Genomic DNA, 23,792 nt, shown 5'->3' on the forward strand with positions numbered 1-23,792 from the left:
GAAACAGGAACGGGGGAGGAATATGAGAGAGAAAGTCCTGATTACGGGAGGCTGTGGATTTATTGGATCTCATATCGCCGATAAATTGATTGCTGAGGGTTACGACGTTGCAGTTGTTGATAATCTGGCAACAGGCAAGAAATGTAATATAGATTCAGCCAATGTGCGCTTCTACGAATGCAGCATTTTGGAACCGGTATTTGAGGAGATTGTGGTAAAGGAGCAGCCTGAATATATTATTCATCAGGCTGCTCAAGTTAGTGTATTCAACTCCATTCAAGACAGCCTGTATGACGAAGAGGTTAATATTCGGGGTTCTCTTAAGGTTATTGAGGCGGCTGTGAAAGCTCATACTAAAAAAGTAATCTACGCATCAAGTGCTGCAGTTTATGGTGTTCCTCAATATCTGCCTATTGATACAAAACACCCAATTTCTCCACTATCTCCTTACGGTGTTTCTAAATTTTCAGTTGAAAAATATTTAGAGATGAGCTGGAGCCTTCATGGATTAGATTATACGATCTTAAGGTACGCGAATGTGTTTGGACCGAGGCAGGATGCCCTTGGAGAAGGCGGCGTTATTTCCATCTTCATGGATTCTATTGTAAAAGGACAGCAGATTACCATTTTTGGTGATGGTGAACAAACAAGGGACTTTATCTATGTAGAAGATGTGGCAGATGCAAATGTTCAAGCACTTAAACTTGGAAGCAGAGACGTACATAATATCTCTACGGGGAGCGAAATAAGTTTAAATGAACTGACAGGCACTATTATGGAGATAACAGGAACTTCACAAAGTCCTCAATATGAAAATGAACGTGAAGGCGATATTAAAAGAAGTGTTCTGTGCAATGAAAAATCGAAAAAAGATCTGTATTGGGAGCCGAAATATACCTTAAGAGATGGATTGCACGAGACGTTCCGATATTATTCTTCCAGTAACAAAAGATAAGGATGCTGCCAGGAGGTTTTTCTTTGGGTAAAAAAGTTTACATGCTGCTTTATGATATTGATGTCAATAAAGGCGGAATCACAAGCGTTATGCTAAGCCGGTCGAGGGAACTAAGCTTCCGGCATGGATACGATGTCGACTTGATTAGCCTGGATTATAAAGATAATTACGATGAAATACAGGAAAAGTTAATTAATGATGGACGGCTATATTCAAAGGTCAATATTATTAATGTACATAATTATTATCGGGAAAAGTATTGCAATGGGAAAGTAAGAAGAGAGCAACTAAAGAACTACAAGTCTGTATCCAGCCTGAATGAAGATGGGTATTATGTTCAGGATAGTGAATATAAGAATAAACAATACGCAAGATATTTTAAAGATGGACTTTATATCAAATATAAAAAATGGTCAAAAGACGGCCGCTTAACCCATATTGACTACTTTAACGAAAATCGGAATCGTACTGCCAGGGAAGAATTTCACCGTGAAGGCTATTGCCGCCTAAAAACCTATTATGATTTAACCAGCAATGAACCTAAACAGGAACTCCATTACACGAAGGATGGATTCTGTTTTTTATCAAAATGGTTTAATCATAAGAATGGTAAGATTCAAAGAATTTACCTATTTAACAGGCAAACACAAAAAGTGCATGAGTTTAAGAATAATAAAGAATTTCATGTCTATTTTCTTAATGAGATTTGCGGTGAACAAAAAGAGAAGCCATTTTTGATTTGCGATGGGGTGGGATCTGCATCAAAGGTATTAAGTATGAAGCCTGAAGCAGCACATCGAATTTACTCCATCCATACCAATCATTTTGACTATCCTCACCAATATGGAAGCCCAATTAAGGCAGACCATATAACGTTATTGAATAACCTGGAAAATGAAGAGGCTTTGGTTGTGCTGACTGAGTCACAAAAAAAGGATATCATTAAGCAGTTCGGGGACTACAAAAATGTATATGTCATTCCAAACTTTATTACTCCCATTAAAGATTTTAAGCTTAATCAAGATCCGCGGTTAGTCACAATGATATCAAGATATCATCCGGAAAAGGGTATAGATGAAGCCATAATGGCCTTCAAACGTGTCATAAAACATATTCCTGATGCGAGGCTTGAGATATATGGGCATGGTGAAGATGAGGAGAGGCTTGCAGGGATTATTATTGATCTGGGCTTAAAGGAACAAGTCAAGCTAAAAGGATACACCACTAAGATTGGGGAGGTCCTTGGCAGAAGCAGCCTGACTATCCTTACTTCCCAATTTGAGGGGCTAAATGTCGTAAGCCTTGAGTCTATGTCCTGTAAAGTCCCGGTAGTGAGCTATGATGTGAATTACGGAATGAGAGATATAATAGACCATGGCAAAAATGGCTATTTAGTTCCCCATGGAGATCAGAATGGATTGGCAGACCGTATTATTGAATTGCTGAACGATCCCCAAAAGATAAAGTCATTCGGCAGTGAGGCATATGAATTAGTGTTAAGGAAATATTCCAAAATACAGGTCTGTAAACAATGGGTTTCGTTGTTTCAGAAATTAGAAAAAGACGATCCAAATAAAAGATTAAAATAACTTGAAATTCTTCATTAAAACTATATAATAGTCAATTGTATGCAGCGATAACTTGTTTTTTACTAACTGGTTAAAGCTGTTTTTCTTTTAGTGCGTTTTGCTTTTTGAATTATTTGGATGTACTGGATACGACAACTTTCGACTTTGGTTTGAAATTAGAGAGCCAGAGTTATATAATAAGGACTGAAAAGTAAATTTCATGTAAATGTTTTGTGTTTATGTAAAGAGGTTACTTAGAATGTAAATATATTCGATTACCTGGTTTCATACTTGGTAAGGAGTTGATATAAATGAAAAAGGTTTTAACATATGGAACATTTGATTTGCTTCATATTGGACATATTAATTTGCTGAGAAGGGCAAAGGACTTGGGTGACTACCTTGTTGTCGGCCTTTCAACTGACTCATTTAATCAAGAGAAGAATAAGAAATCCTATCATAGCTATGAAAATAGAAAAATAATTTTGGAGTCTATTAACTTTGTAGACGAAGTAATTCCGGAGAATAACTGGGAACAAAAGATTGAGGATGTTGTTAAGCATGATATTGATGTATTCGTAATGGGCGATGACTGGAAAGGGCACTTTGATTTCCTCAAAGAATATTGTGAAGTTATTTATTTGCCGCGTACAATTGGCATCTCCACTTCAAAAATCAAAACTGATCTCCATAAGGTGAAAAATGGTTAGAGAATTAATCATTTCTTTATATCTCCTTATTTTTAAGTGGCTGTTTAACTTGTTTAAGCTGTTCCCGCTTGAAAATAAGGTTGTTTTTTTAATAACGTTTGGGGACAATAGTCAATATGTCTTTGAGGAAATGAGGAAACAGGGAATTGATGCTGATACAGTTGTTCTTTATAAGGGATCTAGCATAAGGCATTTTGAATCTTACAATGATATTAAAGCAATCCCTTTTGAGTCAGCCAACCTTGCTTATGTGCTGAAGTCTGTCTACCATTTGGCAACATCCAAAACTATTTTCATAGATAATTATTTTGGTGTTCTTTCTGTTACTGATTTTAAAGATGAAGTAACCTGTGTCCAGCTTTGGCATGCTTCAGGTGCTATTAAAAAATTTGGCCTTGAAGATGAGTCAAACAAATTCCGCAGTAAGAGAGCACATGAGCGCTTTCTGCGCGTATACCAAAACTTTCACAAGATAGTCGTTGGTTCGGACGTTATGGCTAATATATTTATGAAGGCTTTTAATGTTCCTGGGGAAAGTATTTTAAGGACCGGTATCCCGAGAACCGACTTTTTTTATGATAAAAATCTGCAGAACGAATTAATATCAGAATTGATTAAGGAAAATCCTGATTTGAAATATAAGAAAAAGATCCTTTACGCTCCAACCTATAGGGACAGCGAGCTGGACTCTTTTCAGCTGGAGCTTGATCTTAAGAAATTGTATGAAGAATTAGCGGATGACCATATTTTATTGCTGAGACTCCACCCTGCAATAAAGAGTAATGTTAATTATTCTGATCTATACCCAGGGTTTGTTTATGATTATTCTTCTTCCAAGTATGATATAAACGAGCTATTATTAATATCAACTTTTCTCATTTCGGATTACTCATCTATTCCATATGAATATTCTTTGTTAAACAGGCCTATGATATTCTTTGCTTATGACCTGGAGGATTACCAAAAAGAAAGAGGGCTGTGGGACCAGTATGAATCCATGGTGCCGGGTCCTGTCGTGAAAAGCACAACTGAGATCATTAAGCTGATTAGAGAAGAAAAATTTGATCATGAGCTGATTGGTGAATATGCAAGAAAGTGGAATAAGTACTCCAATGGGAAATCATGCGAGAATTTGATTAATTATTTATTCGGGGAAGAATCTGTTGCAGTGAAAAGAAGAGCCCTGTAATAAAATTAGAAAAAAACATACTATTATGCTAAAATAAATTAGCGCTTCGGAGTTATTGCTTCGAAGCTTCTGTTTTGGATGAATTTATTTGAATTAAACGTACCTTATGTATTGTTTAGGAAGGATTCATAAAATGAAATCAATGATTACGATCATCAAAGAGCAAGTTAATGCGTTTTATCTTATAATCCGTTTATCTCTCTTTGAACTTAAGAGCAAGAATAATAATAATTATTTGGGGATGCTTTGGGAATTAATCAATCCCTTAATTCAGATAGGAATTTATTGGTTTGTTTTTGGTATTGGAATTCGCGGAGGTTCGCCGGTAAATGGTATACCTTATGTATACTGGATGTTATCAGGAATTGTCGTTTGGTTCTTTGTGAACCCGGCTATACTTGAAGCTTCCAAGGCCATCTATACAAGGATAAACTTCATTGCAAAAATGAGCTTCCCAATGAGTGTGATTCCGACCTATGTTATTGTTTCTAAATTTTACCCGCATATTTTATTAACTGCCTTGATCGCGATCGCATTGCAATTTGGGGGATTCTTTGTATCGATCTATTATCTCCAATTGTTCTATTTTATGTTTGCCTGTTTGGCTTTGCTAATAGCATTATCTTTGATTACATCCACACTTGCTACTATTGTCAGGGATGTGCAGATGATTGTACAGGCTGTGGTGAGAATGCTGTTATATTTGACTCCATTGCTTTGGACGCCTCAGGAGTCATCAAAACTGCCTGAATTTATTCAAATGGTGATGATGGCAAATCCCCTATACTACATTGTAGAGGGATACCGTGCTGCCCTTCTGGGAACTTCATGGTTTATGGTTGAAAATATCGGTTATACCATTTATTTCTGGGCACTTGTCATTGTATTACTGGGTATCGGTTCATTCCTTCATTTGAAGTTCAGAAACCATTTTGTCGACTATTTATAAAATGGATGTGAAAAAATGACTAAATCAGTTATTGTCCAAAATGTATATAAAAAATATAAAATGCATAGCAAAACTTCTGAAAAGCTTCTGGATGTCATTTTGCCTAACGGTTACGGAGAAGATTTCTACGCCTTGCAGGATATCAGCTTCACTGCTGAGCAGGGAGATGTAATCGGCCTAATTGGTGTTAACGGGTCTGGTAAGTCGACGTTGTCCAATATTATATCCGGTGTAATTCCACCGACCTCAGGCAAGGTTGAAGCTGTGGGACAAACTTCTCTGATTGCCATTGCGTCAGGCTTGAATAATCAGCTGACTGGACGGGAAAATATTGAACTGAAATGTCTGATGCTTGGCTTTAACAAGAAGGAGATTCGTGAGCTGGAACCTGAAATTATCGATTTTGCAGATATAGGCAAGTTTATAGACCAGCCGGTTAAAAAGTATTCGAGCGGTATGAAGTCCAGATTAGGATTTGCGATTTCTGTTACAGTCGATCCTGATATCCTTGTCATTGATGAAGCCTTATCTGTTGGCGATAAAGTGTTTGCCGAGAAATCCAAACAAAAAATGTTTGAGTTCAAGGAAAAGGGAAAAACCATATTCTTTGTCAGCCATTCGATGGGCCAAATTAAAGAGTTTTGTGAAAAGGCTCTTTGGCTTGAGTATGGCGAAATTAAAGAATACGGACCAATTGACGAAGTTTTGCCTGGATATGAGAAGTTTCTAAAGAAATATAAAAAGATGTCGAAAGAAGAACAAAAGAAATTTAGAGAAGAAGCGATCAAAAAACAAAGCGGGCTAAAAGTAACACCTGCAACATAAAAATCCAGTGTCTAACTGGATTTTTTTGTTTTTTAAGGGTTTTATATGCTTAGATTTAGGGAAAGAGACATATTGGGTTTTCTGTACTTTTGTTCCATTGAAGCTTTTTGTATCTTTGTTATAATAAATAACTGTATTCTCAGCTGAATTCTGATTCAAAAGGAGGTACGTATGAGCACTGTTCGAAATCCATGGTTTGATAATATCAAAGGCCTGCTGATTTTTACGGTTGTCTTTGGCCATATGATTGAAACCTATCGTGATATACCAGGAAATGAAATGATGTTATATCTATATAATGTTATTTACTTTTTCCATATGCCTTTGTTTATTATATTGACGGGCTATTTCTTTAAACCGAATAAACCGGCGCGCATCATGAAGCTATTTATTGTGTTTATTATCTGGCAGCTCCTGAATGGTGTATTATCCGAAGTAATTAATGAGCAGCAGCTCATTAGCCTAACGCCTGAAAGCCGTATATTTAGTATTTTTAACCCTTATTGGACCCTATGGTATCTATTGGGTGTCATTGTTTGGAGTATTGTCACTCCTTACTTTATGAAGCTTCGATACCCGCTTGTCATATCCATCGCATTTGCTGTGATTATCAGCTATGCTGATCAGGTTACAGGCTGGTTTTCTTTAAGAAAGCTGATTAATTTTTATCCGTATTTTCTCTTAGGTTATATACTTGCAAATAAAAATATATTAAGTACTCTCGGGGAGAAGGCAAAAAGCTTCCGCTATCCTCTGCGCTGGGCTGCTCTTTTCGTTACTCTGGCGTTTATGGGTGCAATGGTTTTTTATATGAATGTCCCAAAAGGAACAGAGTTTTTATTCATGAGAGAATCTTATAATTACTTTGACTGGCCATTGTGGAAAGGCCTCATGTATCACCTGTTGCTTTATGCGGGAACGATTGGTGTATCTGTTGCCTTAATGCTTTTAGTTCCCCAAGGAAAGCCATTATTTTTCTTTAACAGGCTTGGATTGTTTTCTTTATTTATTTACCTCATTCACACAAATTTAATCAGGGTTTACAGAGTCTTTTTGCCTGAGGAGCTATATACTGAATCTGTGATTAAGCTTGCTGTAGCTCTGGGAGGAGCAATAGTGGTAAGCTGGATTATCACGAGAGAACCGATTATAAAATTCACAAAACCGCTTATCCAGCCTGATTTAAAATGGCTGATCAAAACGGATTCAAAACAGTATAACAGCAAAAAAGAAAGCTATGATAGTCAGTAGAAAAGTGCCGGATTGCCGGCACTTTTTTTTATTTAATCAAGGACACATCAATAAGATCAGCCCATATGCATATGTTAATATTACAAACATGTAAAAAGAGTACTGGAATTATTTACTTCACATTTTAAGTCGAGTATTCTTAATTCACAATCTATTTATGTGAGGCTAACCTATGTTGATACCTGATACTGTTTTTAAAAAGATTAATCTTTTAATGTTGCTTTTTATTTTGTTTCAGCCTTTTTTGGACTTATTCACATCCCTGTCCATCCGGTTGCTTGGATATGACCTTACAATCGGTTTGATTGTTCGAATGTTATTTTTGGCGGCTGCAGGGATGTATCTTATTCTCTTGAAGAATAATCCTTTTCAAAAAACGCATTTGCTTTACTTTGGGCTGCTTGGAGTTCTGCTTTTACTAAACTTATACACAAATTACGCGACTAAGCCTATTTTCCTGCTGGCAGAGGAAATCAAATATCTAGTGAAATTAGTATACTTTAATGTCATCCTGATATTATATTATGTAATATTTAAAACTCTTTCGCGCGAGATATGGATGGAGAAAACGCTGCGCTACCTGTTTTACAGTGTGGCAGTGATCGGCGGTGTTATGACAGCCGCCGGCTTGACAGGTACTGCCTTCGCAAGCTATGAAGGCGGAAAGGAAGGCCATGTTGGCTGGTTCTATGCCGGAAATGAGCTTGGTGCCATATTGGCGATGCTTTTTCCTGTTGCAGTACTACTGGCTATTAGAGTGTCAAAATGGTACTGGATTCCAGTAGTGTTTTCAATTTATTCCTTGCTGGCTTTGGGTACGAAGGTTGGCTATGGGGCAATTATGATCGTCCTGCTATTCGGATTAATCTTTTCCGTATATGATTATGTAAAAGGGAAAAAGGCAGGGGAGATAAAAATCAAATTAAGCAGTATTTGGATTTTACTCCTTTTAATGATTGGTACTGCTCTTTATACTCCGTTTTCACCGCTCGCAACTAATATGAATATGCATTTATCCTGGCTCGGAATGGGAGAAGCGCCACCAGATACCGAAATGGAAGAGGAATACAGCCATACTGCAGAAGTTACAGATGAACAGATGCAGAACCTTGTCTATAGCGGCAGAGAGAAATATTGGAGTGAGCATCGTGAATATTTTAAAGAGGCACCGCTAACACAGAAACTTTTTGGCATGGGGTATGCGGGAAATTACCAGAGTGAAGCTAAAATGATTGAAATGGATTTTCATGATGTATTTTACTCCCTGGGCTACTTGGGTTCTCTTGTTTATCTGGCACCATTGATATTCATGTTATATATGCTGGCCAAGGTTTTAATCAAGAGGTTTTCTTTCTACCTGGAGTATGAAAACGCATTGCTTGCATCCGGAATTGCTCTTGGGCTTGGAATAGCCTTGATAGCGGGGCATGTGCTTACTGCTCCGGGAGTCAGCATATACTTAGGTATGCTTACTGCATTTTTAGTTTTAAAAGCTGAATGACTTCATGAGGGCTTCCGTGTGCTATGGAAGTCCTATGTTTTTTATAAAACCGGCTAAAATACATACAATAGAAAAACAAAGATAGAAAGTAGGAGCATGAATGCAGTTTAAAGCAAAGAGATTATTCAATATGTTGATATGGATGATCACGTTGGCAGCTGTTACCCTATTTGTGATGGAGTCCATTCATAGGGGTGGGGTTATTCAGTTTGCGGAATGGATACTACAATATCCTTTAAAGGGTTCTTACTTATATTTTCTTCTGTTTCTGCTTTATGGTGTATACTTTGTTTTTTCGAAGCGGGCTGTCTTTATTAGCTCCATTCTGACGATCTGCCTGCTGGGCTTTCTGGCATTTGCCAGCTTTACAAAAGAGAGGCTTCGAGGGGATCCCTTATTGCCGGCAGATGTTATGATGGCTGGGGAAGCAAGAAACATGCTGCAGTTTTTCTCTGACATCTCTGCTGGAATTTGGATTGTAATCATTACAGCTATTTTGCTGTGTGCAGCATTTTTAGTATATCTATTTAGGAAAATTAAAAAGGAAGAAAAAAAATCCAGATATATAATGATTCCTGCTATTTCATTTATCATTCTTTCCGTTCTGCTATATGCTGATATCTTTGCTCAAGCATTTAAGGCCCAAACACCTAATCAAAAAGAAAATTACTACGAAAATGGCGTACTCCTTAGCTTTGCCAGAAATATAAAAGGAATTAAAGGGGAAAAGCCAAAAGAATATACAGCATCTAAAATATCCGCTTTGGTCCGGGACATGGAGGAATCATCGCCCGTGTACCCGGAAGCCGGAGAAAAACCAAATATCATTATGATCATGAGTGAGGCTTTTTGGGACCCAACTGTCATGGAGCAGGTGGAATTTAATAAAGATCCGCTTCCTAATTTTCACCAGCTGCAAAATGACTATAGTTCAGGTCTTGTTCACGTTCCTGTATATGGCGGGTCTACCGCCAATACAGAATTTGAGATTTTAACAAGCATGAGCAATCAGTTTCTACCGTCCGGCAGTGTCGCATATAAAAGCTTTATCAAAAATCCTCTGCCGGCATTGCCAGCCCTTTTAAGGAACCAAGGATATAAAACAATTGCCTATCATACCTACCATAATTGGTTCTATGAAAGAGATACAGTTTATAAATGGCTGGGATTTGATCATTTTGTCAGCCTTGAGTTTTTCCCGCAGCCTGTGCAGGATATGATGTATTTTCGAGATAATGAAATTACTGACGAGATCATAAAGCAGCTTAACAGAAATGATGACCCGAATTTTATTTTCGCAGTCACGATGCAAAATCATGGACCGTACCGAACAGATGCCAAGAAGTTCTATGCCACTATGGAAGCAGGGCTCAAGGAAGGGACCTTTACACCTGAAGCTAAAAATATTTTGGAGTTTTATTCAGATAATTTGGTAGAGGTCGATAAGGAACTAAAACGTTTAATTGATGAAGTTGAAGCCTCGGGGGAAAAAACCATTATTGCTTTCTTTGGCGATCATCTTCCACTTTTAGGTGATAATTATCAGGTCTATAAAGAAGCTGGCTATTTTGAAGGTGATGCCAATTTTGAGGATTATGTAAAAATGTATTCCACACCTATTTTGGTATGGGACAACCTGGGGAACCGGGAAAAGGAACAGCTTAATCTGAGCAGTCCATTTGTCGGTCCGTATATTCTGGAACGTGCAGGACTTAAAGGCTATTACTTAACGGATTACCTAAACCAGTTAAGGAAAGAGGATAAATCCTTCCTTCCGCGAATGGACTATGCTGAGCATTCTCCAATAGATTCCGGCGACCAGGAAGGCTATAAGCTGCTTCAATATGATATTTTGTTTGGAAAAAGGGAAGGGATTGAAGAAAGCGGCCTCGAGATCAGTCCAAGCAAAGCATACAGATTAGGGCTGGGGGACCCGGCTATAGAAAGTGCTGTTAAGGGCCAATATAAAGGCAGATCAGCCATTGTGCTGAAGGGTGAATATTTCACAACAAGCTCACAAGTCTATATCAATGGAAAAGCAGTTGAGTATACGTTTGAAGATGAACATACCATGTATGCGTTCGTTCCCAATGGAGTAAAACCAAAAGAGATACAACTGAAGATCTTTGATAGTGAAAATAACAAGCTGGCTGAAAGCAATATCTATAAATATTAAGTATCCAGGCGGTGTGCTTTTAACAAGTACGCTGCTTTTTTGATCCTAAAGCTTTATTGACATAAAAAATTATTATGACCATACTTGAATTAATTCAATAAAAAATTATTATAAATGAGTGGTTGGATATGGGCAGAGATATAAAATCGGATAATATCAAAGGCATATTAATTTTTTTTGTTGTCCTGGGACACATCATCGGGGCAAGTAAGGAAGGCCTTGAGAATATTGTCAATTTTATATATAGCTTCCATATGCCCGCCTTTATCTTTATCAGCGGCTACTTCTCTAAAAATCCAAATGTAAGAAAAATTATTAATTTGAGTTTACTCTATTTGATCTTTCAGTCTTTTTATTCGGTTTTGCGGTATTATACTGGTGACTTTCCAAGTATCCAATTTACTTTTTGTCGACCTCATACTCACTTGTGGTATATTGTTAGCCTTGGTTTTTGGTACTCCCTTGCACTTATTCTCAAAAGACTACCTTTCGGAAGGGTATTTAATGCATTGCTGGTTTGTGGATTGCTGATCCTATCGTTTTATTCGCGCCTTTATGCAGATGGGGCTGTAGAGGCTATTAAGCTATATTATGAAAATATGCATACCCAAACCCTGTCCATTCTGAGAACCTTTGTTTTTCTGCCTTTCTTTTTTGCAGGATTTTACCTTAATGGACAAACATTAAAGAGAATTTATTGTTTCCTGGGGCCATTAAAAAATTATAAATATTTGATTATGTTTATCTATACAGTGTTGATCATGCATTATATAAGTGCTTACCCCAAGCAGTATGACCTGCTATTTTATGGTTTCTTGGGATACGAGAGGTTTGCTCTTGAAAATCAGTCTTACTCTTTAACCGTACTATTTCAATATCTGGCAGGAGCGGCGGGTATATTTTTTATTTTAAATGCGGCTGGTGAGAAAAGTAGCATATTAACTAGATGGGGCGAGTATTCTTTATCTATTTTTCTTTTTCATATGGTTGTTGTTTTTTATTTAATAAGCCAGCCGGAGTGGCTTGATCAGTTAAGCCCGGATGTCCGCCTTTTCGCTGAATTTGGAATTGCATTAGGAGTCACCTTCATTTTGGGATCCGCTTGGTTCAATCATTATGTAAAATATCTCATTCATCCTTTGAATACTGTTACTTCTATCATGAGAAGGATAATGAAATAAATCTTAAGATTTTCTGCAGTGCTCTTCTTATGAGAACCAGCACTGTTTTTTATTATCTTTGAAATATATACGGTTTTATTTCGGTCAAAGGATGAAAAAACAATGTAATGGAATGAATGAGGATAAGTACAGGTGAATATATTAAATTGACTTTAAAAGATTTGCAGCTGTTAAGAGAAAATAAGGAGTGAAAAAACATGAAAAAATTTATGGCGATGATTCTGCTTGCAGGTGTTTTAGGTCTGGGAGGAATGGTTCCATCGGCTGATGCAACCTCAAAAGATAAGACCATTCAAATTACTAAGGTTGCGGTAGGAAACAAGATAGTTAAAGCAAAATACGCCAAGGGAAAGCTCGTTGGATGGTCTGACGGCAACACCTTTGAAGTGAAATTAGCAAATGGGAAGCACTTGATACTAAGAACCTCTAACAAGTGGTATTTCAACAATCTCAAGGAAGGTAAGACTTATACCTATTTCTATAAGACGAACAAATATGGGCAAAATAGTACTGTGAAAATTAACAAATAAAAAGAGAAGGGCTAAGCCCCTTCTCTTTTTGCTTTAATCAGATTGTTTCAATTAACTCACTGACTTTTTTCCAGCGTGCATCCCAAGAGTTTTCTTGTCCTATTAGCTGGCGTTCCCGTATCTTTTCAGCAGAATTAGCGTTGCTGGTGGTACTCAATAAGCTTTTGATAGATATCTCCAGCTCTTCAGCATTTTGGGTAATGTCGATTGCATTCTTAAAGTGGATTACTTCAGGAAGCGGTGTTGAAATAATAGGTTTGCCTGCTGAAAGGTATTCGTACATTTTGATTGGATTCACACTGCGTGTCAGTTTGTTAATTCGAAAAGGGATCAGACAAATGTCAAAGGATTGTATGTAGTTAGGCAGATCCTTATATGATTTGGCCCCTAAAAAATGAACATTTTTCAATGTCCTAAACTGATCTATGCCTGTATCCACTGGACCGATCATGACAAAAGAATGATTGGGCAGATTTTGGGCAGCTTTTGCAATCATATCCAGGTCAATCCAATCGCTGATCCCTCCGACAAAGCCAATAACAGGCTTTTTTATATGGGATATATCCTGAGGGATTAATAGTTCTTCGGATTGAACCCGTGAAAAATGCTCATATTCAGCTCCGTTTGGCACAAGGTGAAAATTTGAGCTCCAATTTTTACGGTCTTCCAATAGCTGCTTTGCCGTTGCGAAGCAAACATCGGAAAAGTGCATTAGTTCCCTTTCCATTTCATTAACCAGCTCAGCATTTATCAGGCCAGTAAAGGAGGCATGGTCATCCACGCAATCATAATAAACCTTATCGAAATGAACATGTGCCAATAAATCCACTGAATTTGGAAGAAATGCATAAAGCTCTGTCTCATTGGCATCCAATTCCTGAAGGGCATTGTTGATCGAGCTGGCAATGAGGCGCTGATTCATCCTGTTAACCTGACGGCTCTTATTGCCAAAAGGAAAAATAGGAGGTGGGCTCAGTACATAGAGGTTCTCATTAACCTTCTGCAGTCCGCTTTTCCATCGTTTCCAATTTTGCAATAGAACTTTATTTTTTAATGGTCCCAATAGTGTGACGGGCGGCTCTACATAAAGGACTGTTCTTCCTCCTTCAGCTGCACGCTTCATAAAATGATGGGGGCGGTGCTGGACACCTTCCCAGTCACCTGCAGATGTTGCGACCATTACTTTATTTTTCACCATGTTTTTGGCTCCTTTTTCTGCGGATTAAATCCATTACCCATGTGATCTCCCGGCATTTCAGCACGACTGCGCCTGCACCTGCAATGAAGAATGCAATGGCTGTTGATACCATAAAGGAAACGAATGCTTCCATTTGGTTGTAGAGTGGGTAAATAAAATCTACAATAAAATATCCTGTTATAAAAATAGCCAGCAGCTTCAAGCCGCTTACAAAGAAGGCGGGTATTTCCCCTTTTTTTATCACAGTCTTTTTCGGTAAATACATAAACAAGAATATAGTCTGCAATATCATGGCAATGGAAGTCGCGAGAGCTATTCCGCCAACTCCGAAAAACTTCGCAAACAATATGCTCAAAACTATGTTGGCAGCTACCGAACCGACACTCCCAATCATGGTGACTTTCGTTGCCTTCATTGCAACAAAGGCACGGTTCAGGAATTCTTTTAATGCAATAAATATCATCCCAAAAGAGTAAAAAAAGAAAGCAGAAGCAGTCATAATGGCGGCTTCTTCATCAAATGCCCCTCTTTTATAAGCGATATTAACCAGATTCTGGCTCTCTACCAGCATAACGATAACGATTGGGATCCCTATTAACCCAATAGCGCTCATTCCATTGAAAATTAGCCGGACCAGTCTGTCCCCTTTCTCGATTGCAGCATCTACAATGGATGGGAAGATCACCGTAATAAGGGACAGCAGGACAATACTGAGTGGTAAAAACATTAATTTGTTGGAATAATTTAGTGCAGAAACACTGCCCTCGGATAAGCCCGATGCAATCATCCGGTCTACTACGGCATTTAGCTGATAGGCCAAAGAGGCAACCACAATAGGGGCAAAGCCGATTATTGTGCTTTTTATGACTTTACTGTGTTTCTTAAATTGAAAGTTCAGTCTTAGTACTTTGTATTTGCGGATAAAAGGGTACTGAATCAGGAATTGGCTGAATGCCCCTAATAAAGTGGCAACAGCGATTCCATAGATTCCATACCACTCATTTAGAAATACGATTGCTGCTATAATCAGGATATTTTGCGGAATGGCTCCAAAAGCAGGAGGCGTAAACACTTTCTCATATTCCAGAATACCTGTCATAATGGCTGATAAAACATAGAAACAGAAGCTGGGCAGCATGATCCAGGTCAGTATATTGGTTAATTCCAGCTGGCTATCTGTAAAGCCTGGAGCCATCAGCCTTGTAACTAATGGAGTTAATAAATAAAGCAGGCCAGTCAGGATAATGGAAAGTATAAGGAATAAAGTCCCCATTACACTAATAATATCGCTTGCTTCCTGCTGGCTTTTTGCTTTTGCTTCTGCATAGAGGGGCACCATGCCAGTTGTGATGGCCATACCGACAGCTGTAAACATTAAAACAGGAATGATTGAAGCAACAAAATATGCATCTGTGGTTATGGAGGCACCAAAATAAGAGGCCATTAAAAGCTCTCTTCCAAAACCCAATAACTTACTCATAATCGCGATTAGTGTCAAAGCCCCTGCGGCCTGCAATAATTTACGTTTCATCACAATCTCCACACTTCATTTAAAATTATAATGATCAAATAACATCCTTATTATAAAGACGTTCATTATTAAATGTCTCCTATAAAGGTATATCAAGATGAGCCTAAATGGGAGGCTTTTTTTATTAAGGTTATGTAAATTTAATTAAATATCGAATAAGTTATTTTCAATGATGAAAGGGAGTGCTAATGTATACATTAAAGATAACATGCAAAATTAGCAAATGAGGGGTAAGCATGAAAGAACGTGTTGAAATACTGGAAATTCCTTTCATAAATACATCTTTTAGTGATATGGTTGAAATTCTTGCTGATCAAGTGGACAGAGAAGAGAAAACATTTATTGTTACAGCCAATCCGGAAATCGTCATGCATACATATGAAGATAGAAAATATAAAGAAAAAGTTCTCACAGCAGACTTTATAGTTCCAGATGGAAATGGAATTCTCCTGGCCGCGAAAATACTGGACAAGCCAATTGCTGAAAGAATAGCCGGGTTCGATTTAATGATGAAACTGCTTGAGCTTGCCAATTTACATAAATGGAGCATTTACCTTCTTGGAGGCAGGGAAGGGGTTAATCAAAAGGCTGCAGAAAGAATAAAAGCAGCTTTTCCCGACCTTGTTTTGGCAGGAAGGCATAATGGCTATTTTAATTGGGAAGATGGCAAGCTTTCAAATGATATTGAACAACTAAAGCCAGACATCGTCTTTGTTGCACTGGGATTTCCCAGACAGGAACATTGGATTTCAGAGAATATATCCAGATTTTCTAAAGGCCTATTTATAGGGGTAGGCGGCAGCATTGATGTAATAGCTGGAGAAGTAAAGAGGGCTCCCGAAGTTTGGCAGAAAATGAAGCTGGAGTGGTTTTACCGGCTTCTGCAGCAGCCTGCCCGATGGAAACGAATGCTTGCTCTCCCCAAATTTGTGATCCATGTGCTGCAGTCAAAAAAATAAATCAGTTCATATAAAAGATTTTTTTTAGGGGCTGTATTTTTTGAAACCTTTTGACTTGAGCTTCGTCTTATATCATGAGACATAAAGGAAGGATAAATATGAAGGTTCTTCACTTAAATGCAGGAAATGAAACTGGGGGAGGAATGTATCATATTCTGGACCTTCTGGAAACGTTAAGCCAGAAAGAGTTTTTCCTCGGGGTATTTGAAAAAGGTCCAATGTTTGAAAGAGCTTTCAAAAGGGGAATTAATATACAACTATTCCCTCAGAAAACCAAATATGATTTTTCATTAATCGCCAAAGTGGTTCAGTTCATTGATGAAAATAAAATTGATATCATTCATACTCATGGGGCAAGAGCCAATTTATTTGGTTATTTAATTAAACGAAAAAGGCCTCATTGTATGTGGGTCACAACGGTGCACAGCAACCCTTTTCACGATTTCTTAGGGAAAGGCATAGCGGGACGGGTGTTTACAAAGGTTCATTTATTGACATTGAAGAAACCTGACCATTATTTTGCTATATCCAGCCGTTTTAAGGAACTTCTTGTTTCTCAGGGTATTAAAGAAAATAAGATTACAACTATCTTCAATGGAATTGATTTTTCCTGCAGCCACTCTTCAATCGAGTTAAGCCGAGGAGATATAGGTTTGGAGGAGGAGCAATTTGTTATTATCATGGTTGCCAGGCTTACTCCAGTCAAAGGCCATGTTACTGCTTTTGCTGCATTAAAAAAAGTTATAGACCACTATCCGGATGTGAAGCTTCTTTTAGTTGGTGATGGATTTCTGGAAGAAGATTTAAGAAGACAGGCAAAAGAAATGGGTTTGACTCAGCATATCCTGTTTTTGGGCTATAGAGAAGACGTGGTTTCCCTTTGGCAGCTGTCTGATTTAAAGATTTTAACATCCTATAGCGAGAGTTTCCCTTTGGTCCTGCTTGAAGCTGCAAGGGCAAAGCTGCCGGTCATTACTACTGATGTAGGAGGGGTGGGGGATCTGGTTCCTTCAAACAAATATGGATGGGTGATTCCTGTCAAGGATTATGATCAACTGGCTTTAGCCATTAATGAAGCGATTGATTTAAAACATCTCGGCAAGCTTCAGGAAAAGGGAAATTGTCTAAATGAACGAGCTTCTTCTTTATTTAATGTCGAAAATTTCAGAAAAAGTGTAATAGATACGTATAAAAAATTAACAAGATTGACTTGATTTATCGATTTTTGTCAAAAAAATAATAATCCTAAAGTTTTTTTTGTATGGTATAATGAGTTCGTTGTGTGTCGTTCACACAGTTTAGAAATAAATGCCTGATTCTGTTAGAGAAATAGGGGCATTCTATTCATAAGGAGGGTCTAAGATGTTTTACCTGACCTTAATATTATGTTTTTTATGCTCCGTTGTTCTAACACCTCTTGTAAAAAAGCTGGCATTCAGAATAGGGGCTACAGATAAGCCGGAACAAAGAAAAGTACATCAAAAAATAATGCCTAGACTAGGCGGCTTAGCTATATATATCAGCTTCTTGCTGGGGGTTATGATTTTCCAGCCCTCTAAGGAATATCACTTGCCTATACTGGTTGGAAGCGTAGTAATTATTATAATCGGCATTTTGGATGATATGTATAATTTATCAGCTAAAATAAAGTTTATTGCCCAAATCGGTGCTGCTTTAATTGTGGTGTTATGGGGCGGGGTCGAAGTATCTTTCATAAATGCGCCATTTGGCGGAAAAATTGAATTTGGTTATTTAGCCATTCCTTTGACAGTTTTGTGGATTGTAGGAGTCACGAACGCCATTAACTTGATTGATGGGCTTGATGGGCTTGCTGCAGGTGTCTCCTCTATTGCGCTAATTACTATCTCTGTAATGGCCATTATCATGGGGAATACTTATGTTATAGCTATTTCTACCCTGGTGCTTGTTAGTACAATAGGATTTCTTTTATATAATTTTCATCCCGCAAAAATTTTCATGGGGGATACAGGAGCATTATTTTTAGGCTATATGATTGGAGTCCTTTCTCTTCTAGGTTTTAAAAATGTAACGATGATTTCATTCATTATTCCTATTCTTATATTAGGTGTTCCGTTATCGGATACTTTTTTTGCGATTATTAGACGATTTATTAACAAACAGCCCTTATCAGCGCCAGATAAATCCCATTTGCACCATTGCCTGTTGAATCTGGGCTTTACCCATCGGCAAACGGTTCTAATGATATATGCCATTGCTGCATTTTTTGGTCTAGCAGCAGTCATCTTCTCGCAGGCTAAAATATGGGGATCCCTGGTGTTAATAGCAGTAATACTGGTGATGATCGAGCTGTTTGCCGAGATTATCGGGCTTGCAGGAAAGGATTATCAGCCGATTCTAAAAAGACTAAAAAGCAGAGCCATTCCCTCTGCTAAAGATAGATACTAATTAATAGGCAGCCTTTTATAGGTTGCTTATTTTTATTTATTTTATGCAAAAAAAAGTTCGCGAGGCCGCGAACTTTTTAATACTCACTTTCAGAAACTTCTTCAGACTGTGCTTCGTTATAGTTATTTTGAGCTGGTTCTGAGTTATTCAAATCAGTTCCATCTTGAGATTGAGACGGATCTTCAATCTGTGTATTATCACTTTGTCCATAGGTGTCAGGTGCCAAATCTAAATGACCTTGAAGAGCCGTCTTTATTTCCGATAGGCTGTATTCATCCAGCTGATAATAATAAACTCTATTTCCGTTGCTGTTAGGCAAGTACATATCCTGTCCTTTTAATGCTAGAGATTCGATATTAATGGATGATCCTTCAGTTGCATAATTCAAGAAAGCCTTCATCTGGTCAAAGGTCAGGTCGGTTTCCATATTCTTTCCAACCGCTTCAATTACATTCGCATATTTGGAAATGGAGCCTACAGAAACCGCTCTATTAACAATTGCTTTCAAGATTTGCTGCTGTCTTTCGCCGCGCTGGATATCGCTATCCTTTTTTCTGGTACGGGCCAATGCAAGTGCCTCTTCACCATTTAATAATTGGTATCCTGGCTCTAAACTGATGGCATTAGGTGTATCATTTGAGTCCTGTTCTGAAAAAGCGTAAGGGACATCGACTTGAATGCCATCCAGAGCCTCTACAATATCAATGAATGCATTGAAATTTACTTTCACATAAAAATCAACGGGAATATCCAGCAATTCCTCTACGGTTTCTATTGTTGTAGCCGGCCCGCCGTTAGCATGTGCATGGGTAATTTTATCCTGGTATCCCAATTTCGGAATGTAAACATAAGAATCTCTTGGAATGCTAAGCAATTTAACTGATTTTGAATCCTTATTAAAAGTAGCAAGCATAAGCGCATCCGATCTGGAGGATGTGCTGAAAGACCTTTTGCTGCTGTCATCCACACCGATGAATAGCACAGAAATATTATCAATATCCGGCTGGGCTGCCGATGCTCTTTTTGTTGTGCGATCTATAGGATTATATGAATCTTCCATAACTGATTGTGCTTTATTATATAAAAATGTTCCATAAGCCGTTGCGCTGAGTGTCAGTAAGATAATAGGAAGGAAAATAAATAGAAAGATTCTTCTCTTCCTTTTTGATTTTCTTTTTTCGATAACTATTGAACGTCTATCATGAGACATCTGTATGCTCCTTTATTTAAAAGTAAAGAGTGCCATATGTTATTTTATAATTTTTAGGGAGTTTAGTAAAACAAAACTTTGGTTAGGCTATTGTATTACCTCTTCTTCCAGGTATAAGCTGTCACCTAAAGTAATTTTACCCGCCCCATTTGTTAATTCGGTCATCCAGTCAGTAAAAGCCCCCGTTTGATTTTCTTCAACAAATGTTTCAACTGTGACTGTATCAAGATAATGAATTTCCTTTATCGCGTAAATGGAAGATCTCAGCTCATTTTCGACCTTCCCAAGCAACGTATAATCAATCTTTGTCTTCATAACTTTCATGAGCCTTCTTTCAACAATACCGGTCGCCTGCAATCCTTCTGAGGTTGCCCTTCCATAAGCCCGAATCAAACCGCCTGCTCCTAATTTTATTCCGCCGAAATACCTGGTTATGACAACGACTGTATCTTTTAGCTTTTTTTTCTTCAATACCTCCAGAATAGGCACACCAGCGGTGCCGCTTGGTTCTCCATCATCATTTGCTTTTTGGATCTGGTCGTTTTCACCAATTAAGTAGGCAGAACAATTATGGGTGGCATTGGAATGTATCTTCTTAATTTTCTGAATAAATTCCAGGGCCTCATCTGCTGTTTCTGCTCTTCCTACATGAGCAATAAACCTGGATCTTTCTATTTCAATTTCATTTTCTCCGTATCCCTTAACTGTATAATAAGAGGGCAGCACAGAACCGCTCCTTTCTTAACTCTTTGTCCAAAAAAATCAGCTTAATTCATTATAATTCGACAAGTTTCCCAACATCAATTTTTTAACAGAATGTAATGAAACTTTAATATAGAACATTTTTTCCCATGTTATAATGTAAGCAATTCTGATGTTTATGCTGCTATAATAAAAAATGTGCCGATTTTAATCTTTAAGTGGTATAAATATACATATTAATTTCCCAGGTAGTCATGTTTACCCTGCTTTTATATAGGATATAAGACATAGGGTGAAATCACAAGCCTAAGGCTTTTTACCGAATTTTAGGTAACTTGGTATAATTTTCAGACTGGAAAGATAGTATCTTAGCTCATTTAGCGCTAAAATAAAGGTACATAGCGGAAGGGTTACGCCCTTGGAGGAATGTAAATGAGTATTAAGAAATTCGATTCCAAGACTCTGGATCTTATCCTTGAAAAAATGGTTCAAACAGTAGGTACCAGTAAAGATGAAATATTCCGTATAGGAGAGCAATGCCGTAAAGATTACGAGACCCTGACGGAAGAATTGATGGAAGTAAAACAAATGGTCCTTAAAGTAATTGAAGAAGGGGATCGGCTGGAGGTGCAAACCCGTTTTGCAAGAAAGCGCCTATCTGAAGTAAGCATGCATTTTAAGGATTATTCTGAGTCTGAAGTCCGTGAAGCCTATGAGAAAGCCCATCAGCTTCAAATGGATTTATCCATGAACCGTCAGCTTGAAAAACAGCTGAGGGATCGTCGTGATGACATTGAAAGACGGCTTGTAGGTGTTAATGACACCATCGATAGATCGGAAGTTCTTATTTCACAAATTACGGTTGTAATGAATTATCTGACAAGTGACTTGAAACAAATGGGCGAAATCATTGAAGATGCGAAGCTGAAACAGGATTTTGGCCTGAAAATCATCGAAGCACAGGAAGAAGAGCGGAAAAGAGTATCCCGTGAGATCCATGACGGACCTGCCCAGATGATGGCGAATGTCATGATGAGATCCGATTTAATTGAACGGGTATACAAAGAGCGCGGTGCAGATGAAGCCATTACGGAAATAAAAGACCTGAAAAAAATGGTCCGCAATGCATTATATGAGGTTCGAAGGATTATTTATGACTTGCGTCCAATGGCTCTTGATGATTTGGGTTTAATACCTACCCTCAAAAAATACTTAACAACGATCGAAGAGTATCACAGGAGTACAAAGATATATTTCGCAAATGTTGGCGAAGAAAGGCGATTGCCGCCACAATATGAAGTCGCATTGTTCCGTTTGATTCAGGAGTCTGTGACAAATGCTCTCAAGCATGCGGATGCGAAAGAAATTCAAGTGAAAATAGAGATTAACAATTCTAGGGTAGCTGTAGTCATTAAAGATGACGGAAAAGGGTTCAATATACGCGAGAAGCGTCCTGGCTCTTTTGGAATTATGGGAATGGGTGAAAGGCTGGAACTTTTGGAAGGCCAGATGTCCATAGATTCCAAACCGGGAAAAGGAACCATTGTCATAATCCAGGTGCCATTGAAATAGGAAACATCTTAAGAATAGAGATAGATAAAACGAACTGGAGATTTGGGAGGCGAAGCATTTGAATACAAAGATCGTCATAATTGATGACCATCAATTATTCAGAGAAGGGGTAAAACGCATTTTAGATTTCGAAAAGAGCTTTAGTGTAGTGGCAGAAGGCGATGATGGCAGTGAAGCCATGGCTCTTGTCGAAGAGTATGATCCAGATGTAATCATCATGGACATCAATATGCCAAATACAAATGGTGTGGAAGCGACCCGCCAGCTGATTAATAAATATCCGGAATCTAAGGTAATCATTCTTTCCATCCACGATGATGAGAATTATGTAACGCACGCCCTAAAGACAGGAGCAAGCGGATACCTTTTAAAAGAAATGGATGCAGATGCATTAGTGGAGGCTGTGAAGGTTGTTGCTGATGGAGGCTCTTATCTACATCCGAAGGTGACACACAACCTGGTAAATGAGTACCGCCGCTTGGCAGCAGAGGGAACTAGCAACAGCTCCTATTCACAGGTCGAAATCCGCCGTCCGCTGCACTTGCTGACACGCCGCGAATGTGAAGTGCTTCAGCTCCTGGCTGATGGCAAAAGCAACCGCGGAATTGGGGAAGCTTTATACATAAGCGAAAAAACGGTAAAGAACCACGTGAGCAATATCCTGCAAAAAATGAATGTGAATGACCGTACTCAGGCAGTTGTTGTAGCTATTAAGAACGGCTGGGTAGAGGTGCGATAATATTATTGAGAGAAAAAGTCCTTTTTGGAAGGGGCTTTTTCTTTTTTATTTTTAACTTTACTCAATAATCTCATTAAATTTCCTAAGAAAACAAAAGGACCATTTAAATACCTTCTAAAGGCAAGATGGGAAATCTCCTCAATTAATAAAAAAATTATAAACGAAGAAAGAATAATTGTGATTGCTTGCGCCATGGTTTACCTCTATTCTTTATTGTTTCAAATGGAAGTTTACTTATATATATTAATGATAACGGATAGATCATATGATTTAAAGGCATTTATACACTTTTCTTGAAATATTAACCAAATTAGTGCGTGTAGCACTCACCTTGGCGTGTTTATTTTATAAGTGCGGCTGCGGCTATTTGAAAAATAGCTTTTGTATTGGAAGATCTCTTTTTAGCCTGGTTCACCATGTGAACAAGCTCTTCGATTTCTTGGGGGGATGCACTGTCCATCAGCCATGAAGCAAGTTCTGTCCCGCTGACAGAATGGTTGATATTAGGAACTTTAATGTGTTTATACTTACTTAATTCATTATTAAGCATTTGATGAAGGATATCTAAGCTGTATTTATTAGATACGGTGGTATTTGTGGAAGAAGTGCTTTTAATCAA

At 38.0% G+C, this 23,792-nt stretch carries 21 protein-coding genes and 1 pseudogene; 16 read left to right on the forward strand and 6 right to left on the reverse strand.

Going from position 1 to position 23,792, the window contains the following annotated elements; translation table 11 throughout:
- Positions 1-22: 22 nt before the first annotated feature.
- The 11 genes and pseudogenes from CHI10_RS05890 (at position 23) to CHI10_RS05940 (ending at position 12,835) form a co-directional block, all read left to right on the forward strand.
- On the forward strand, positions 23-955 hold the full coding sequence (locus CHI10_RS05890) for an NAD-dependent epimerase/dehydratase family protein (protein ID WP_095243436.1): 933 nt from the start codon (positions 23-25) through the stop codon (positions 953-955).
- 23 nt (positions 956-978) lie between these two features.
- The gene (locus CHI10_RS05895; protein WP_179288965.1) at positions 979-2,544 is read left to right on the forward strand and encodes a glycosyltransferase; all 1,566 of its coding nucleotides are present in this window, start codon (positions 979-981) and stop codon (positions 2,542-2,544) included.
- 290 nt (positions 2,545-2,834) lie between these two features.
- Positions 2,835-3,233 carry a glycerol-3-phosphate cytidylyltransferase gene (gene tagD / locus CHI10_RS05900; protein ID WP_095243388.1) on the forward strand — a complete coding sequence of 133 codons (399 nt, stop codon included), beginning with the start codon at positions 2,835-2,837 and terminating at the stop codon, positions 3,231-3,233.
- 49 nt (positions 3,234-3,282) lie between these two features.
- Positions 3,283-4,422: a CDP-glycerol glycerophosphotransferase family protein gene (locus CHI10_RS05905; protein ID WP_286137197.1), complete on the forward strand. Its 1,140-nt coding sequence runs from the start codon at positions 3,283-3,285 to the stop codon at positions 4,420-4,422.
- A 133-nt stretch (positions 4,423-4,555) separates the two neighbouring features.
- Positions 4,556-5,371 carry an ABC transporter permease gene (locus CHI10_RS05910; RefSeq protein ID WP_095243390.1) on the forward strand — a complete coding sequence of 272 codons (816 nt, stop codon included), beginning with the start codon at positions 4,556-4,558 and terminating at the stop codon, positions 5,369-5,371.
- 15 nt (positions 5,372-5,386) lie between these two features.
- Positions 5,387-6,172: pseudogene (gene tagH, locus CHI10_RS05915) on the forward strand (teichoic acids export ABC transporter ATP-binding subunit TagH); the annotation flags it as partial.
- Positions 6,173-6,367: 195 nt separating this feature from the next.
- Positions 6,368-7,447 (forward strand): acyltransferase family protein, encoded by a 1,080-nt coding sequence (locus tag CHI10_RS05920; RefSeq protein WP_095243392.1) that lies wholly within the window; start codon positions 6,368-6,370, stop codon positions 7,445-7,447.
- Between the two features lie 172 nt (positions 7,448-7,619).
- Positions 7,620-8,948, forward strand: coding sequence for an O-antigen ligase family protein (locus tag CHI10_RS05925; RefSeq protein ID WP_095243393.1), 1,329 nt, complete (start codon positions 7,620-7,622; stop codon positions 8,946-8,948).
- Between the two features lie 100 nt (positions 8,949-9,048).
- On the forward strand, positions 9,049-11,124 hold the full coding sequence (locus tag CHI10_RS05930) for an LTA synthase family protein (RefSeq protein WP_095243394.1): 2,076 nt from the start codon (positions 9,049-9,051) through the stop codon (positions 11,122-11,124).
- A 128-nt stretch (positions 11,125-11,252) separates the two neighbouring features.
- A complete protein-coding gene (locus tag CHI10_RS05935) occupies positions 11,253-12,305 on the forward strand; it encodes an acyltransferase family protein (protein WP_095243395.1) in 1,053 nt (350 codons plus the stop codon).
- A gap of 197 nt (positions 12,306-12,502) precedes the next feature.
- Entirely contained in the window at positions 12,503-12,835 is a 333-nt protein-coding gene (locus CHI10_RS05940; protein ID WP_095243396.1) for a hypothetical protein, read from the forward strand.
- A 37-nt stretch (positions 12,836-12,872) separates the two neighbouring features.
- Here the strand turns inward: CHI10_RS05940 and CHI10_RS05945 are convergent, their stop codons facing one another.
- Both CHI10_RS05945 and murJ read right to left on the reverse strand, forming a co-directional pair.
- Positions 12,873-14,033: a glycosyltransferase gene (locus CHI10_RS05945; protein WP_095243397.1), complete on the reverse strand. Its 1,161-nt coding sequence runs from the start codon at positions 14,031-14,033 to the stop codon at positions 12,873-12,875.
- A complete protein-coding gene (gene murJ / locus CHI10_RS05950) occupies positions 14,020-15,564 on the reverse strand; it encodes a murein biosynthesis integral membrane protein MurJ (RefSeq protein ID WP_095243398.1) in 1,545 nt (514 codons plus the stop codon). The genes CHI10_RS05945 and murJ overlap by 14 nt, the downstream gene beginning before the upstream one ends.
- A gap of 236 nt (positions 15,565-15,800) precedes the next feature.
- On the opposite strand from murJ, the gene CHI10_RS05955 reads away from it, so the two are divergent.
- The 3 genes from CHI10_RS05955 to CHI10_RS05965 all read left to right on the forward strand — a co-directional run bounded on the left by CHI10_RS05955 (position 15,801) and on the right by CHI10_RS05965 (position 18,950).
- Positions 15,801-16,523, forward strand: coding sequence for a WecB/TagA/CpsF family glycosyltransferase (locus CHI10_RS05955; RefSeq protein ID WP_095243399.1), 723 nt, complete (start codon positions 15,801-15,803; stop codon positions 16,521-16,523).
- Between the two features lie 98 nt (positions 16,524-16,621).
- On the forward strand, positions 16,622-17,737 hold the full coding sequence (locus CHI10_RS05960; RefSeq protein WP_179288966.1) for a glycosyltransferase: 1,116 nt from the start codon (positions 16,622-16,624) through the stop codon (positions 17,735-17,737).
- Between the two features lie 148 nt (positions 17,738-17,885).
- Positions 17,886-18,950 carry a glycosyltransferase family 4 protein gene (locus CHI10_RS05965; protein ID WP_095243401.1) on the forward strand — a complete coding sequence of 355 codons (1,065 nt, stop codon included), beginning with the start codon at positions 17,886-17,888 and terminating at the stop codon, positions 18,948-18,950.
- Between the two features lie 76 nt (positions 18,951-19,026).
- Here CHI10_RS05965 and CHI10_RS05970 read toward each other — a convergent pair whose 3' ends face one another.
- Positions 19,027-20,160 carry an LCP family protein gene (locus CHI10_RS05970; RefSeq protein WP_095243402.1) on the reverse strand — a complete coding sequence of 378 codons (1,134 nt, stop codon included), beginning with the start codon at positions 20,158-20,160 and terminating at the stop codon, positions 19,027-19,029.
- An 87-nt stretch (positions 20,161-20,247) separates the two neighbouring features.
- Entirely contained in the window at positions 20,248-20,886 is a 639-nt protein-coding gene (locus CHI10_RS05975) for a YigZ family protein (protein WP_095243403.1), read from the reverse strand.
- Between the two features lie 408 nt (positions 20,887-21,294).
- Here CHI10_RS05975 and CHI10_RS05980 point away from each other — a divergent pair, with 408 nt between their 5' ends.
- Together CHI10_RS05980 and CHI10_RS05985 are read left to right on the forward strand one after the other, a co-directional pair.
- A complete protein-coding gene (locus CHI10_RS05980; RefSeq protein ID WP_095243404.1) occupies positions 21,295-22,434 on the forward strand; it encodes a sensor histidine kinase in 1,140 nt (379 codons plus the stop codon).
- Positions 22,435-22,492: 58 nt separating this feature from the next.
- Positions 22,493-23,173 carry a response regulator gene (locus CHI10_RS05985; protein WP_095243405.1) on the forward strand — a complete coding sequence of 227 codons (681 nt, stop codon included), beginning with the start codon at positions 22,493-22,495 and terminating at the stop codon, positions 23,171-23,173.
- Between the two features lie 2 nt (positions 23,174-23,175).
- Here CHI10_RS05985 and CHI10_RS05990 read toward each other — a convergent pair whose 3' ends face one another.
- Together CHI10_RS05990 and CHI10_RS05995 are read right to left on the reverse strand one after the other, a co-directional pair.
- Positions 23,176-23,367, reverse strand: a complete 192-nt coding sequence (locus tag CHI10_RS05990; RefSeq protein ID WP_095243406.1) for a hypothetical protein — start codon at positions 23,365-23,367, stop codon at positions 23,176-23,178.
- Between the two features lie 146 nt (positions 23,368-23,513).
- The gene (locus CHI10_RS05995; protein WP_048009869.1) at positions 23,514-23,792 is read right to left on the reverse strand and encodes a hypothetical protein; all 279 of its coding nucleotides are present in this window, start codon (positions 23,790-23,792) and stop codon (positions 23,514-23,516) included.

The sequence above is a fragment of the Bacillus sp. 7894-2 genome (assembly GCF_002272225.1).
In the GTDB taxonomy this organism is placed as follows: domain Bacteria; phylum Bacillota; class Bacilli; order Bacillales; family Cytobacillaceae; genus Cytobacillus.

What these genes read in the sequence shown, in the direction of transcription:
- CHI10_RS05930 (WP_095243394.1), top strand. Translation starts at nt 9,049, where the DNA reads ATGCAGTTTAAAGCAAAGAGATTATTCAATATGTTGATATGGATGATC.
- CHI10_RS05935 (WP_095243395.1), top strand. Translation starts at nt 11,253, where the DNA reads ATGGGCAGAGATATAAAATCGGATAATATCAAAGGCATATTAATTTTT.
- CHI10_RS05965 (WP_095243401.1), top strand. Translation starts at nt 17,886, where the DNA reads ATGTTTTACCTGACCTTAATATTATGTTTTTTATGCTCCGTTGTTCTA.
- CHI10_RS05910 (WP_095243390.1), top strand. Translation starts at nt 4,556, where the DNA reads ATGAAATCAATGATTACGATCATCAAAGAGCAAGTTAATGCGTTTTAT.
- CHI10_RS05940 (WP_095243396.1), top strand. Translation starts at nt 12,503, where the DNA reads ATGAAAAAATTTATGGCGATGATTCTGCTTGCAGGTGTTTTAGGTCTG.
- CHI10_RS05920 (WP_095243392.1), top strand. Translation starts at nt 6,368, where the DNA reads ATGAGCACTGTTCGAAATCCATGGTTTGATAATATCAAAGGCCTGCTG.
- CHI10_RS05890 (WP_095243436.1), top strand. Translation starts at nt 23, where the DNA reads ATGAGAGAGAAAGTCCTGATTACGGGAGGCTGTGGATTTATTGGATCT.
- CHI10_RS05960 (WP_179288966.1), top strand. Translation starts at nt 16,622, where the DNA reads ATGAAGGTTCTTCACTTAAATGCAGGAAATGAAACTGGGGGAGGAATG.
- murJ (WP_095243398.1), bottom strand. Translation starts at nt 15,564, where the DNA reads ATGAAACGTAAATTATTGCAGGCCGCAGGGGCTTTGACACTAATCGCG.
- CHI10_RS05980 (WP_095243404.1), top strand. Translation starts at nt 21,295, where the DNA reads ATGAGTATTAAGAAATTCGATTCCAAGACTCTGGATCTTATCCTTGAA.
- CHI10_RS05955 (WP_095243399.1), top strand. Translation starts at nt 15,801, where the DNA reads ATGAAAGAACGTGTTGAAATACTGGAAATTCCTTTCATAAATACATCT.
- CHI10_RS05970 (WP_095243402.1), bottom strand. Translation starts at nt 20,160, where the DNA reads ATGTCTCATGATAGACGTTCAATAGTTATCGAAAAAAGAAAATCAAAA.
- CHI10_RS05945 (WP_095243397.1), bottom strand. Translation starts at nt 14,033, where the DNA reads ATGGTGAAAAATAAAGTAATGGTCGCAACATCTGCAGGTGACTGGGAA.
- CHI10_RS05990 (WP_095243406.1), bottom strand. Translation starts at nt 23,367, where the DNA reads ATGGCGCAAGCAATCACAATTATTCTTTCTTCGTTTATAATTTTTTTA.
- CHI10_RS05925 (WP_095243393.1), top strand. Translation starts at nt 7,620, where the DNA reads ATGTTGATACCTGATACTGTTTTTAAAAAGATTAATCTTTTAATGTTG.
- tagD (WP_095243388.1), top strand. Translation starts at nt 2,835, where the DNA reads ATGAAAAAGGTTTTAACATATGGAACATTTGATTTGCTTCATATTGGA.